This is a genomic window from Pirellulales bacterium (assembly GCA_019636335.1).
Taxonomy (GTDB): Bacteria; Planctomycetota; Planctomycetia; order Pirellulales; family JAEUIK01; genus JAHBXR01.
This window is the reverse complement of the sequence record JAHBXR010000010.1, coordinates 82,725-96,361: the sequence shown is the minus strand read 5'-3', so window position 1 is coordinate 96,361 and position 13,637 is coordinate 82,725. Positions and strand designations below refer to the sequence as shown.

The window sequence follows — 13,637 nt, the reverse complement described above, 5'->3', positions numbered from 1 at the left end:
CTCGGTGGTGATGGTGGACAAGGGCTGCCTTTCAATATCTCGCCGCCAGGGCGCGTTCCAAACCGTACTCCTGCCAGCGTCGGGCGACTCGCTCCGCCGTATCCTCGCACGACGCGGCGCGCGAGGGCCACGCCCTGGGGTGCTCGCCGGCGAGCTTGGCGGTGGCGTCGATGGCGACGCTGCTCCCTAGCGTTAACCGCGTGGCGGCGTGATCCATCACACCGGTGGGCCCTTCGGCAAAGAAAAAATCACGCTCAGGGTGAGTATTGGCCGCCACGCGCTGCCAAACCAGGGCCGCCTGATGCGGGTCGATGTCGGCATCGACCAGGATGACCACCTTCGCGGCGAACGCCGGGGCCAGACCCCAGAGTGCCGCCGCCACTTTGCGCGTCTGGCCCGGGTAGGACTTGCAAATCGCCACCACGGCCACGTGCCCCGAGGGGGAGTGTTCGAGGAGCGCCACGTCGGCGATTTCAGCCGCCACGTACTGCAGATACGGGAGCAAAAGTTGCTCGGTCACCTCGGCCCGTTGCGTAAGCTCGTGCGGCGGAGAGCCTAGCACAAGGGCCGGAAACAAGGGATTCGCCCGATGCGTGATCGCCGTGACGTGCATCACCGGCGCGGCGTCGTAGGTATGCAGGTAGCCCGACGGCGTGGCGAGGGTGGGACCGGGGACAAGCTCGGCGGCAGGATCAACTATCCCTTCGAGGACCAACTCGACGTCGGCCGGCACGCGCAACTCGTGCGAGCGGCAGCGGACCATTTCGACAGGACGCCCGCGCCAGGCCCCCATCCAGCGATACAGGTCGATCTCGCTGGCCCAGGGCGCCGAGACCACGAGGCTTCCCAGGGGATCTCCCCCCAGCGTGATCGCCAGGGACATTTTCGTTCCACGGGCCTGGTGCTCCTGGTAGTGGGCGCGGGCAGCGTCGTGCGGACCCCACAGCAGTGTTAGCCGGCGGGCATCGAGCAGGCCGACGGCGATCTCTTCTGTCGTGCGTCGTTCTGTTTCGGGGCTGACCGTGTGCAGACGGCCGGTACGGATCGAACGGCACGATTCGCCCGGCCAGGCACGCAGCGCCGGAAGCTCGGCCAGATTGACATCGGTCGCCAGCCGGACCACTTGTTGACAGTGGCCAGTCTTGACGAGCTTGGGCTCGAAGGGGTCGCCTGCCGCGCCGGCGCCGTTGGAGGAACCAAAGGTCCTCCGCCACCAACCGACACGACCGCCGGCGGCCGTGGCCTCCCCCTCGGCAGCCGATTGGCGCAGACGTGCGCCGATTTCGGCCACCGACTCGACCCCCAGGGCCTGGATCAGCCGTTCGGAGCCTGCCAGTAGATTCGTGAGTACGGGCAGGCGTTGGCCGGCGACGCGCTCGAAGAGCAACGCAGGCCCCCGCTCGCGGGCGATCCGTTGCGTGATCTCGGCAATTTCGAGATCGGCGTCTACTTCGGCCCGAATTCGCAGCAACAGACCGTCGCGCTCCAACTCTTCGACAAAGTCGGCTAGGGAGGAGTAGGACATGGTTGCGGCAGGGGACAGTTAGGTGGCAGAAAGACTGCCGGGCATTGTATCCCTGCCCTGGAAACCCACCAACGGCCAGTCTTCTCTGGAAAAGAGCAAGTGGCACAGGCCGCCGGCCTGTGGAGCGTGAGTGAAGCACAGTTACCAGCACAGGCTAGCAGCCTGTGCTGAAGGAGTTAAGCTCTGCAATCTGCACAGGCTGGCAGCCTGTGCCACTTTGCAGTCCCTCGGATCGAAGCCTCACGACAATCCCCTATGCCAGCCCAGCTCAGTGTTCATTTTTTGCCTGCCTTAGTTCCTGAAGAAGCGCTTGCCGGCGCCTCGGTCGTGGTGATCGATGTCCTGCGGGCCTCGACGACGATCACGCACGCGCTGGAGGCGGGAGCCGAACGGGTCCTGCCCTGCGTCGATATCGACGAAGCACGCCGTGTCGCCAGCGCTCTGCCCGTCGGCACGGTCGTGCTGGGGGGCGAACGAGGGGGACTGCCAATCGAGGGATTTCACTTCGGCAATTCACCGCGTGAGTTCTGCTCGGAACACGTGCGGGGCAAGACCGTCGTCTTTACCACCACCAATGGCACGCGCGCCATGGCCAAGGCAAGGTTCGCGCGCGAGGTGCTCGTCGGCTCGTTCGTCAATGCGGCGGCGATCGTACGACGATTATTGTCCGCGCCGCAGATGCACTTGCTATGCGCCGGCTCGGGGGGGGAGATCACGCGCGAAGACGTGCTGGCTGCTGGGCTCATGGTGGCGCGCTTGATCGGCAATGCCGAGGGAGACCTCGAGTTACAAAACGACGAGGCTCGGCTGGCTCGCGAGGTGTGGCTGCAGGCGGCCGGGGCACGCACTTCGGACTGGCAATCGGCATCCCCCGTGGCAGCCTCGCTGGCGAACACCGCTTGGCTCGAGGATCTGTTGCGCGACAGCAAGGGAGGGCGAAACCTCGCGCGCATCGGCCTGGCGGCCGATATCGCCGATGCCGCGCGGCTCGATCGATTCGAACTCGTGCCCGTGCTCGATCTGGCGCAAGGGGCGATCACAGCCATATAGACCGTTTGCGGCCTCGGGTTGTAGACTGTCCAATTCGTTCGATCGCAGCACTCAGCAAAGGTTACACGGAGAGCACGCCCCGATCATGGACATGGACAAACTCGTCTCGCTCTGCAAACGGCGAGGATTTCTCTTTCAATCGAGCGAGATTTACGGCGGCCTGAACGGCTTCTGGGACTACGGCCCCCTGGGAGTCGAGCTGAAGCGCAATGTCAAGGAATCGTGGTGGCGCGACATGGTCACCAGCCACGATGAGCTGGCCACGCCGGCCGGCGCGCCCGAGCCCTACGAGATGACGGGGCTCGACTGCACGATCATCATGCATCCGCAGGTCTGGAAGTGCTCGGGACACTACGACCTGTTCCACGACTTCATGGTCGATTGCCGCGAGTCGAAGAAGCGCTACCGCCACGATCAGGTCCGCGGACGCTGGGTCGAGGCCAAGGGGCGTCGAGTCTTCATCACCACGCAGGTCGGCGGCGACGAGGGACTGGCCGAGACCGAGCAGCGCGCTCTTAAACTGTTCAACCTGCGCGGCAAGGATGTCGACAAGCTCGCCTGGCAGAGCGAGCTAGTGTCGCTCACCACCGTGCCCGACTTTACCGACGCGCTCGGCCCCGACGCCAAGGAGACGGGCACGCTCACGCCGCCGCGCGAATTCAACCTGATGTTCAAGACGTACGTCGGCGCGCTCAGCGGCGAAGAAGGGGCGGCCTTCCTGCGTCCCGAGACGGCCCAGGGCATCTTCGTCAACTTCAAGAACGTCTGCGACAGCACGCGCGTGAAGATCCCCTTCGGCATCGCGCAGATGGGAAAAAGCTTTCGCAACGAGATCACGCCCCGCAACTTTACGTTCCGCTCGCGCGAGTTCGAGCAGATGGAGATCGAGTTCTTCTGTAACCCGAAGTCGTCCCCCGAGTGGTACAAATACTGGCGCGACCGGCGCTATCGGTGGTATCTCGAGCTCGGACTGGCAGGCGATCGCTTGCGTTTGCGCGACCACGATGCGGACGAACTGAGCCATTATTCATGCGGCACCGCCGACATTGAATATGCCTTTCCGTTCCTGCCGCCGGGTGAGTTCGGCGAGTTGGAAGGGATCGCGCACCGCGGCGACTTCGACCTCCGCAGCCACATGGAAGGCAAGCTCGTGCGGCAGGGGAACGACCTGGTGCCCGAGCTCGACGCCGATGGCAAGCCGCGCCATCGCGGCAGCGGCAAGGATTTGAGCTACTTCGACGACATGACCCGCGAGCGGTACATTCCGCACGTGATCGAGCCGTCGGCCGGCGCCGATCGCGCGACATTGGCCTTCCTGTGCGAGGCGTACCAGGAAGATCTGGTGCCCGACGAAAAGGGCAATCCGCGCGAGCGCGTGTTCCTGCGGCTGCACCCGCGGCTGGCGCCGATCAAAGCGGCGGTCTTCCCGCTGGTCAAACGCGACGGCATGCCCGATATGGCGCAAAAGATCTATCGCGATTTGAAGCCACACTTCAACGTCTTTTACGATGAGAAAAGTGCCATCGGTAAACGCTATGCTCGCCAGGACGAAGTCGGAACTCCGTTTTGCATCACCGTTGATGGAGAGAGCCTCACCGACGGCACGGTCACCATTCGCGAGCGCGACACGTTGAAGCAATGGCGCGTCTCGGCCGATCGGTGCGTGGAGGAGATTCGCACGCTGTTGCGGGGCGCGACCGCATGAAACCGGCCATCAGCCAGGTCTCGTCGCTCGATTTCTCGTTCGAGCAGGACATCGCCGACTACGCGGCGGCGCAGTGTCACACGGTCGAGATCTGGCTCGGCAAGCTCGAAACGTATCTCGAGACGCACTCGCTCGAGGAGGTCCGCGCGCTGTTGGCCGAGCACCAGGTCGAAACGCCGGTGGCCAGCTTTCAAGGTGGGTTGTTGATCTCGCAGGGAGACGCCCGCCGCGAGCATTGGGCCCACTTCGAGCGCCGGCTGGCATGGTGTCCCGAGTTAGGAATTAAAACGCTCGTCATCGCTGGCGACCTGTATGGTCCCTTGTCGGGACAGGACTTGGAACGGGCCAGCATGTCGCTGGGGCAGGCGGCGGTCGCGGCGGCGAAGCAAGGTGTCCGGCTGGCGCTCGAGTTTCAGGCCTCCGCCACGTTTGGCAACAACCTGCAGACGGCCGCCGCGATCGTCTCCGAGGTGAACGAGCCGAATCTGGGGCTTTGCCTGGACGTGTTTCATTATTATCTCGGCCCCAGCAAGCCGGACGATTTCGGTACCCTCTCGGCCGAGAATCTCTTTCACGTGCAACTCTGCGACCTGCTCGGCCAGCCACGCGAGTTGGCGACCGATGCCGATCGCATTCTGCCTGGCGATGGCGACTTTCTGCTGGAACCGCTCGTCGACCTTTTGCGTCACATTGGCTACGAGGGTTGCGTCTCGCTCGAGGTAATGAATCCCCAGATCTGGCGCATCCCACCGTTGCAGATGGCCGAGGTCGGCATGACCGCTCTGCGCAAGCTGCTCGGCCAGGCGAGCATGGGCTGACGCTAGGCGGCGTCGCATTCTCGCGGCGCGCCGTCAGACTGACGACGCATTCGTGTGGCCAAACCGATGGAGAATCGAGCGCAGCACGAGAGATTTGCGCGCTACGTTCCACGGCACGCCAATTGCGTTTACAACGAAGTGGCGAACATCGTTCGCTTGCCGCGAAACTCGGGCGGCAGGATAATTCCGATCGGATGGGATCCGATCCAGCGTCGTCGAGGGGGGAGTAAGCTTATGCGCAGCCGCGTCATGATGGTAGCGGCCCTGGTCGCGTCTCTGGGAATCGCCTGGCAGGCCAGCCCGGCAGCAGCGCAGTTTCGCGCGGGCCGCACATCGCACAATCATTCGCACGGGTCGAACGCCAATCAGCAACCAGCGCCGACACCCCCGCCGGCCTCTCGTCCGGCCCCCTCGTTCAATCAGCTTCCGCCTGGGTGGGGGCAGGGACAGATCCACAACCCGGCTTCGCCACGCTACATCGACATGCAGCCGAATGGTTTGGCGCGCCGCGGCGACTATCCGCATCGTCAGCCCCCCGCCACCGCCACCTTGTGGAATACCAACTTCTGCAACACGTGGGGGAACAACTGGGGCAACAACGGTTGGAATAACTCCAATTGGTGCGGTAGCTACCCCTCGAATTGCTTTCCGAACTACAACTACTGCTCGTACTGGCTACCGCCGGCGGTGATGCCGGCTCAATATTTGTATGGGCCATTCGCGGGTGGTTTGTTCGGCGGCGTGTCGCCCGCCGTGACGGCCGGTGCTCCGTACATTCAGAACTTTGTCGTCGAAAATCCCTCGCCGCCGGCGAACGTGGCGGTGAACGTCGGTAATGGCAACGCGAATGCGGGAGACATGCTCCGCCGCGACGCCGTTGAGGCGGCGCGTCCCATCGTGCCGCGGGTGCAGGTCGCCACGACAAACAACGAGCGCCGCGCCAAGTCGTTGCGTTTCATCGGCCACGGCGACACGCAATTCGAAAAGGGAGAGTATCGGCAGGCGGCGGAGCGCTATCGCATGGCGATCAAGGCCGCGCCGGACTTGTCGGAACCGCACGTTCGCCTTGCGCAGGCGCTGTTCGCGCAAGGCCGATATGCCGACGCCGTGACCGAGTTCCGCTCGGGGAGCGATTTGCACCTCGCTTGGGAGAAGTCAGCTTTCCGCTTCGAGAAGGTGTATGGCCGCGATCAGGCGAGCCGCATGCAGCATTTGAAGGAACTGGGCGCCGCGCTACTCGAGCAGGAGAACAAGCCCGACCTGCTCTACCTGATGGGGCTGACGTACTACTTCAGCGGCCAACCGGGGCAATCGCGCGAGTACTTCCAGCGTGCCACCGAACTTTCGGGAGGCGATCCGCACATCGATCGGTTCATTCGCGAGATCGATCGTCGAGCGACCGAGGCCCTGGCGGCGCAGGGCGCCGGCGCGGTCGAGTTCTAGTGCCATCATGCAGTTCCTCGAACGGACGCGTCGTTCTATTTCGCGCGATTCAGATTGCCGTAGCGGCCGTGGAATTCGCCGGGTGTGATTCCTTGGGCGAGGACGCGGCGACGTTGCCGGCTGATGGAACCAGCCATTGCAGAACGGGGGCTGTCGTCGCCGTGGTCACCAGGGCCATGATGACCATCATCGCGAAGAGCGTGGGGCTGATGACTCCCAAGTCCAGTCCGATGTTCAACACAATGAGCTCCATCAGCCCTCGCGTGTTCATCAGCGCGCCGAGAGCGGCCGATTCGCGCCAGGGCAGGCCCGTCAATCTCGCCGCACCGAGAGTACCGCCAAATTTTCCGGCCGTCGCCACGAGGATGATCGCCGCGCACCACAGCCAGCTCTGCCAGCCACTTACCAGACTGATCTGCATTCGCATGCCGGTGAAGGCGAAGAAGGCGGGCAAGAGCAAGACGGTGACCAGATCCTTTAATTTGACGGAGAACTCTTGAGCAATCCGGCTATCGTGGGGAATCACCGCGCCGAGCAAGAATGCTCCGAAGACCGCATGAATGCCGATCAGTTCGGTGGTCAGGGCGGCCAGGAGCACCGCCAGAAAAGTGCCGGAGACGACTAGCGGAGAGAGCGTCTGGGACGGACTCGTCAAGCGCGGAATCAGACGGTCGAGCAGCGGCCGGACCAGGAGAACCATGCAGGCGATAAAGGCGAGTGCGCCGCCAATTACGAAGGCCGCGCTGCCAAGCTTGGCTTGAGCGACGCCGACGACTAACGCCAGCAGGCACCAGGCCGTCACGTCGTCGGCCGCCGCACAACTGAGCGCCACCGCGCCGAGTTCCGTTTTGTCCAGCTTGCGGTCGGTGAGAATGCGGGCCAACACCGGAAAGGCGGTGATCGACATCGCAACGCCCATGAACAGCGCAAAGCTAGTGAACGGCACCCCCTCGTGCGAGAAAACCGGATACAGCCCCAAGGCGAGCGCGGCGCCAAGCACGAAGGGCACCACGATGCTCGCGTGCGACACCGCCACGGCGGTGTGAGCCCGGCCGGCCAGGCGGGCCGCATTCAATTCCAGTCCGACGAGGAACATGTAGAGAATAACGCCGATCTGCGACACGGCCCGCAGCGCCGCGGGAACTTGCCCGTTCGGGTCGCTGACCGAGGAAGGGATGAGCATATGGAATACATCGGGCGACAGGGCGCCCAACAGCGATGGGCCGAGCATGATCCCTGCGATCACCTCGCCGATGACGGGAGGCTGGCCTAAATACTTGCAGACACGTCCGAGAACAAATCCGACAAATAGGACGGCTGCGAGAGTCGCGATGACGTGCAATACAACGTCTACCTGACCTGGCTGTGGCTGGCCCACGGGGCGTGCATCGGCGGGAGACGCTCCGGCGGTCAAATCACTGCCGAACGCGCGGATCAAAAGGAACAGACCGATGCCGCCAGCGATGAGCGCCAGGTAGCTCACGAGGCCTCGCCAGCGGAATGGACGAGAGACATCCTGGGCAGTGCCTGGGAGCAGGGGGCTCGACATGGGGCCTCCGGATTATTTCCAAGGACTATCCGATGGCTCGTGCGGCCCTCGTGCTTTGCGCAGAAGCCGAACCAGCTCTTTCAACTCGGATGGCGAGAGATGGCCGAGTTGACGCTTGTGGCACTCACGGAGCGGCTCGGTGATCTGTTGAACGAGCGCCAGGCCCGCTTTCGTGATGCCCACCAAGACGGTCCTGCGATCCTCGTCACGGCGTTCGCGAACGATCAGCCCCCGTTGCTCGAGTCGGTCAAGCATGCGCGTGACGTCGGGAGCCCGCGAAACAAGCCGGGCTACCAGGCTCAAGGTCGGCACGAGATCCGGATGGGCGCCACATAACAACCGGAGCAGGTTGTACTGTTGCGCCGTGAGTTCGAACCGAGCGAAAAGCTCGTCCTCCAGCACGCGCAGCCGGTCGTAGGTCCGCCAGAGGGCGAGAAACGCCTCTTGCTGTAGCGAATCGAACCGGGCGGCGGACAAAACGGTTGGCCTGGACATGACCGCCACTATAGACGTCCAAACAATAGATGTCTAGACAACTATCGTCTGGACATCCAGCAGCCCCCTTGCAAACGGTTCGCGGGGCCGAGATCAAAGGGCGACGGGCGATACCGGCGCCGAAATAATCGCATCCCTGTCCTGAATTCCACGGCAGCGAACGTCGGCCGGAGTCGCAGTCCGTATCGGTTGCAACGCGGTTCGCGTGTTGCGCGGCTACGTTACCACGTCGCGGCGGCGCCGAAGAGTCGCTTGAGCAGTCCGATCTGACCGACGTGGACCATCTCGTGCCGCGCGCACCACAACAATGCACCGAAACGCGTGTTGAACAGCGGGTGGGGGTGGTGAGGCGGCTCGTCGAGCAGCGCGTCGTCGAACGTGGGCGCCTCGGCCAGCACCTGCTCATGAACGGCATCGAAGACGGCGCGCAGTTGCTGTGGAGTGGGGTATTGGGTGGCGTCGGCCACCGGCACGGAGCCGCGCCCGAAGATCGTCACGTAACTGGTGGGAATCAACCGTTCGTCGTCGGCCTGGGGGCCGCGCACCTGCACGAGCGCCAGACGATATTGGGCCATGGCCATGTGCCCCACCTGCCAGGCAAGGTGCGTGACTCCTTCGGTCGGCTGGCGAAACCAGTCGGCCGGATCGGCCTCGTCGAGCACGCGCGTGGAGTAGGCACGCACTTCGGAGATCTGTTGTAAGGCCAATTCCAGGCGGTTCATGCGGGTGGCTCCCTGCTCTGGGGGTAATCGGACTGCATTTGGCGCGAACCAGTCGGTCGTCGTGTCCCTCTGGCTGGTTGCCCGCCCCTGCTGCGAGCACGATACTCGAGAGTGTTCACGCTGCAAGTCACGCTGAGGATTTCGTCCATGACAGATACTGCGTCGGTAGGTTCGCCCCCTGTCACTCAAACTTGGGATCCCAGCCTCTACGACCGCCGCCATTCGTTCGTCTATACGATGGTCGCCGACATGCTCAAGCTGCTCGATGCGCAGCCGGGCGAACGCATCATCGATCTGGGGTGTGGTACGGGGGTGCTCACGGCCGACATCGCGAAGACGGGGGCTAGCATCGTGGGCTTGGATCTCTCGGCCGAGATGATCGATCAGGCGAGACGTAACTTTCCCGAGCTGCGCTTCGAGGTGGCCGATGCCGCGGAATTCACCGTCGACGAGCCGGTCGATGCGGTGTTTTCGAATGCGGCACTGCACTGGGTACGCCGTAGCGAGGATGCCGTGCGCGCGGTCGCGCGGGCCTTGCGGCCGGGGGGGCGATTCGTGGCCGAATTCGGCGGGCATGGTTGTGTGCAGCAGATTCTCGAGGCGACCAGCGCCGCGCTCGGTCAACCCACGGCCGAGATTTCGCCCTGGTATTTTCCCACCGTGGGCATCTACGCCCCGCTGCTGGAGCGGCACGGTTTCGAAGTGCGCCATGCGGCGCTTTTCGATCGCCCCACGCCCTTGGAAGATGGCGCACAGGGGCTGCGCAACTGGCTGCGGATGTTTGCCGGTGGGATCTTGTCCGCCCTCGATCAAGATCGCCGCGAAGAGGTCTACGCCGACGTCGAGCAACGACTTCGTCCCAGCCTGTGGAAGACCGATCGCTGGGTGGCAGACTATCGCCGCATTCGCATCGTGGCGAATAAGCTTTAGCGATGCGGTTCCTGCATTCGCACGGCGAGCGAATCGAGTTGGCCTTTCAGTTCAGCCAGTTTGGCGTCGGGCATGGCAGAGATGCCCGGGTCGGTATAGTAGCTATGCGTGGCCGAGGTGGCTGTGAGTCGCTGCGAATGCTGCATCGCATCGACCTGCTGGTAGAGGGCCTCGATCTCGGCCCGCGGATCGTCTGCTTCCTCGTCGTCGGCACGTCCGAGCTGCAGCAGCAACCCCACCACGAGCGCGGCCTGCCCACCCAATGCGATCGGCAGCCCCAGATCCCACAACTCGGGCCGGCTGCCGAATAACGACCACCCGACGAGGATTGCGCCGCACACGAAGGCCCCGATCCCCAAGGCGATCGCCCCCCACGCCAGTTGCGACATGAGCGACATCGGCTGCCGTTTCTTGCCGATCGCCTGCGGCTCGCGCGGACGGCCCGCCGTGCGCAACGCCATGGGCAACGGCTCGAGATGCGCCGTGTGCAGATCGATGGGTTGCGCCGGGTTCGCCAGACGCAAGACATGATGTGCCCGCCCCAAAGGGACGTCGAACTCGAACGGATCGAAAGGAGCGCTCCGCGCGAGCCAGGCATCGCCGAGCAATTCGTCTTCACTGGCGAGCGGAAAGGTGTGTTCTGGCATGTCGGCATCGACGGACGCCGCTTCGGGCAACGCCAGCGCATGGCCGCATCGGACGCAGACCAGGTCTCCGTCGATGCCCGAGGCTATGCCCGGTACGTCTTGCCGACAACTAGGACACCACATCCGAACGCCTGCTTCCCAATCCGACAGCACCCCGATCATGGCGTGGAATTCCAACCTCACGGTGACCCGTTTGGGCCGGCGTTACCGACGCCAAACGTCGCCGCTACGCGAAGTTCAATCCCACACGACAAGCGTAGCGCGCGGTGGCGCTACGGTGTTTCGTCGTCCATGATCGGCCAAAGCGGGTGTCAAACTGTATCGATTCCGCAAAGAGTACGGGCGAATTCCCAGGGCGGGGCAATAAAATGGCGCGAATGCACCGATTGCATAGAGCATGCAGCCGGAAAGCCGACCAGTCTTGGCGGCCCGAGCTTGATATGTATCCCTACAAAGTGGCAGATGGCTCTTCTGAGACCGGTTCGGAGGGGGCCGGCTCATTTTCGCTGTCCGCTTCCGGCGTCGGGGTGGGCTCTTCCGAGGGCTGGGAGTCGGCCGCTGGCGGCTCCTCGGCCGGGGGTGTTGCCGCGGGAGCATCCTCGGTCGGCGCTTCTTCGGCCTGGGGGCTATCGGCCGGAGATTCTTCCCCAGGCTCCGGCTCGTTCGGACTCGCGGGCTCTTCAACCGGCTCTGCCGGTGCGGAAGGATTCTCGGCTGCCGGTTCGGCCGCAGCGGGCATGGTTGCCTCGCTCGAGGCCTCCGGAGTCGGTGCTGCGGACGTCGTATCGGACGCCGGCGGTGGGGCAGGATCCGCGGCCGCACCTTCGCCGGTCGTCGAAGCAAGGGTGAATTCGGGACGGTACCACTCCCCCCGGAGCCAACGCACGAGCACATCGAGTTGCTCTGGGCTGAGCTTGTTCGCCAACGGATTCTCGCGATGGGTGGCGAAGCCGGGCATCCCCCCGTCGACCGCCTCGCGATAGAAGCGCTCGTGCGTCGGGTCGCTGATGAACTCGCTGAGCCAGCCGTACGAACCGTAGCCCGTGAGATCGGGGGCACTGCCCAACTCGCCCGCATCGTGAAAGCGATGGCAGTCAGCGCAACCGACCGTCTCCTTGAGCAGCGTGGCGCCCTCTTCGATCGTGGCGGCGTCGCGCGCGTCGATCGCTTCCTGAGAGGGGAGGTGTGCCTCGGCCGAAAGCGCCGCGACGACTTTCTGGAGATCGGCTTTTTCTTCGTCGCTCATGCTGGGCACGGTGTCGTTTACCCAGCCGACCATGTCCCCTTGTTTGTAGGGAGTGGCGCCGAAGTAGGCCGCCGTACCAATATGCTCGGGAGAGAGCAACCCGGCGATCCACTCGCGCGTGGCGAAGCCGTACAGATTCGAGGCCGTGGGTGCTTCGTCGCCCGCCAGCCCGTGACCGTTCTCGTCGACGTGCGTGTGACACATCACGCAGTGGCGATTGAACAGGAGTGGGCCTTGAATCATCGGGTCTTGTCGCACCAGGGCCAGCGCGCCAGCGGCGCCGATGCCCTCGGGCGCGTGGGTCAAATCACGCACGCGCGTGGCGTTCATTTCTGCCTGTTCGACAGCCGCCAGATAGGTCTCGTCGCCGCGATCTTCGACCATGGCCTGCACCGTGAGCGCGCCGATGCCGATGCCCATCACGATGAGAAAGCCGATGTTGAAGCCGTGCCCCAGTCGCCAGCGTCCCAGGATGGGCATCAGGAAGAGCACGCCCATCACGGCGCCGGGAATTACGATGGCGCCGTAGATTTCGGTCTCGCCGTGGAAGAACTTCAAGAACTGGAACAGGAATAAGAAGTACCACTCGGGTCGCGCGGCGGAATACGGGCTGGCCGGGTCGGCCGGTGCGCCTAGCTCCGCGCCCAGGTAATAACCGGGCGGCGCTCCCGCGGGGCGATCTCCCAACCCCGGCAGAAAGACCAGCCCCAAGACGACGAGCAACACGGCCAGACAGGCCACGGCGTCGCGCATCACCTGCTCGGGCCAGAACGTGTGATCGGGCTTGCGCTCGGGGTCGCGCGCATGAATGCCGTGACGGCGGAAGAGCGCCACATGGAGCACCAGGAAGAAGACGAGCAGTGCCGGCAGCACGCCGGCGTGCAGAGCGAAGAAACGGGTCAGCGTGTGGTGGCCGTACGTGGTGCCGCCGACGACCAGCCGTTGCAGATCGGCGCCGACGACCGGCACGATGCCCATCAGGTTCGTGGCGACGCGGGTGGCCCAGAATCCCTTTTGATCCCAGGGCAACAGGTAGCCGGTGAGCGCGAGCCCCAGCACGATCTGCATCAGGATCAGGCCGAGCCAGAAGTTGATCTCGCGCGGCGCTCGGTAGGCGCCGTCGATCACCACTTGCATCAGGTGGAGTGCCAGCAACACGACCATGGCCTGCGCCATGAAGTGGTGCAGACCGCGCACGAGCCAGCCTCCTTGCATGTCGTATTGGATGTAGGCCACGCTTTCCCAGGCCGTTTGGGCGCTGGGGCTATAGGCCGTCCACAGCACGAAGCCCGTCACCACCTGCATGAAAAAGGCGAAGACCAGCGTGCTGCCCCAGACATAGCGCCAGCGGGCACCGCCGGGAATGTGCTCGTACAGCGCTGCGCCGACGAGGTCGCGATACCCGGTGCGATCGTCGAGCCAATCGAAAAACGCTCTCATCGTGCAACACTTTCGCTACTTGGTGCAGAACGGCAACTTTGCGGGGGACGCCCGTCGACGTGCGCGC

The 13,637-nt window shown here is 64.1% G+C and carries 11 protein-coding genes; 5 read left to right on the top strand and 6 right to left on the bottom strand.

Translation table 11 applies throughout. The features are described from left to right. Positions 1–31: 31 nt before the first annotated feature. On the bottom strand, positions 32–1,525 hold the full coding sequence (locus tag KF708_11880) for a UbiD family decarboxylase (GenBank protein ID MBX3413379.1): 1,494 nt from the start codon (positions 1,523–1,525) through the stop codon (positions 32–34). Between the two features lie 255 nt (positions 1,526–1,780). On the opposite strand from KF708_11880, the gene KF708_11875 reads away from it, so the two are divergent. The 4 genes from KF708_11875 (at position 1,781) to KF708_11860 (ending at position 6,541) form a co-directional block, all read left to right on the top strand. Next, complete coding sequence (locus KF708_11875) at positions 1,781–2,575, top strand: 2-phosphosulfolactate phosphatase (GenBank protein ID MBX3413378.1); 795 nt, start codon at positions 1,781–1,783, stop codon at positions 2,573–2,575. 91 nt (positions 2,576–2,666) lie between these two features. Further along, positions 2,667–4,280, top strand: a complete 1,614-nt coding sequence (locus tag KF708_11870; GenBank protein ID MBX3413377.1) for a glycine--tRNA ligase — start codon at positions 2,667–2,669, stop codon at positions 4,278–4,280. Next, positions 4,277–5,098 (top strand): sugar phosphate isomerase/epimerase, encoded by an 822-nt coding sequence (locus tag KF708_11865; protein ID MBX3413376.1) that lies wholly within the window; start codon positions 4,277–4,279, stop codon positions 5,096–5,098. Before KF708_11870 ends, KF708_11865 begins: the two co-directional genes overlap by 4 nt. Before the next feature lie 234 nt (positions 5,099–5,332). Continuing rightward, positions 5,333–6,541 carry a tetratricopeptide repeat protein gene (locus KF708_11860; protein MBX3413375.1) on the top strand — a complete coding sequence of 403 codons (1,209 nt, stop codon included), beginning with the start codon at positions 5,333–5,335 and terminating at the stop codon, positions 6,539–6,541. 49 nt (positions 6,542–6,590) lie between these two features. Here KF708_11860 and KF708_11855 read toward each other — a convergent pair whose 3' ends face one another. The 3 genes from KF708_11855 to KF708_11845 all read right to left on the bottom strand — a co-directional run bounded on the left by KF708_11855 (position 6,591) and on the right by KF708_11845 (position 9,307). Next, positions 6,591–8,024, bottom strand: coding sequence for a cation:proton antiporter (locus KF708_11855; GenBank protein ID MBX3413374.1), 1,434 nt, complete (start codon positions 8,022–8,024; stop codon positions 6,591–6,593). A gap of 78 nt (positions 8,025–8,102) precedes the next feature. Then, the gene (locus tag KF708_11850) at positions 8,103–8,585 is read right to left on the bottom strand and encodes a MarR family transcriptional regulator (protein ID MBX3413373.1); all 483 of its coding nucleotides are present in this window, start codon (positions 8,583–8,585) and stop codon (positions 8,103–8,105) included. 221 nt (positions 8,586–8,806) lie between these two features. Beyond that, complete coding sequence (locus tag KF708_11845; protein ID MBX3413372.1) at positions 8,807–9,307, bottom strand: DinB family protein; 501 nt, start codon at positions 9,305–9,307, stop codon at positions 8,807–8,809. A 147-nt stretch (positions 9,308–9,454) separates the two neighbouring features. On the opposite strand from KF708_11845, the gene KF708_11840 reads away from it, so the two are divergent. Beyond that, positions 9,455–10,237, top strand: coding sequence for a methyltransferase domain-containing protein (locus KF708_11840; protein ID MBX3413371.1), 783 nt, complete (start codon positions 9,455–9,457; stop codon positions 10,235–10,237). On the opposite strand, the gene KF708_11835 is transcribed toward KF708_11840, so the two are convergent. Both KF708_11835 and KF708_11830 read right to left on the bottom strand, forming a co-directional pair. Next, positions 10,234–10,884: a hypothetical protein gene (locus tag KF708_11835; protein ID MBX3413370.1), complete on the bottom strand. Its 651-nt coding sequence runs from the start codon at positions 10,882–10,884 to the stop codon at positions 10,234–10,236. The two genes, KF708_11840 and KF708_11835, sit on opposite strands and share 4 nt — an antisense overlap. Positions 10,885–11,332: 448 nt before the next feature. Then, positions 11,333–13,570 (bottom strand): cytochrome b N-terminal domain-containing protein, encoded by a 2,238-nt coding sequence (locus KF708_11830; GenBank protein ID MBX3413369.1) that lies wholly within the window; start codon positions 13,568–13,570, stop codon positions 11,333–11,335. Positions 13,571–13,637 lie beyond the last annotated feature (67 nt).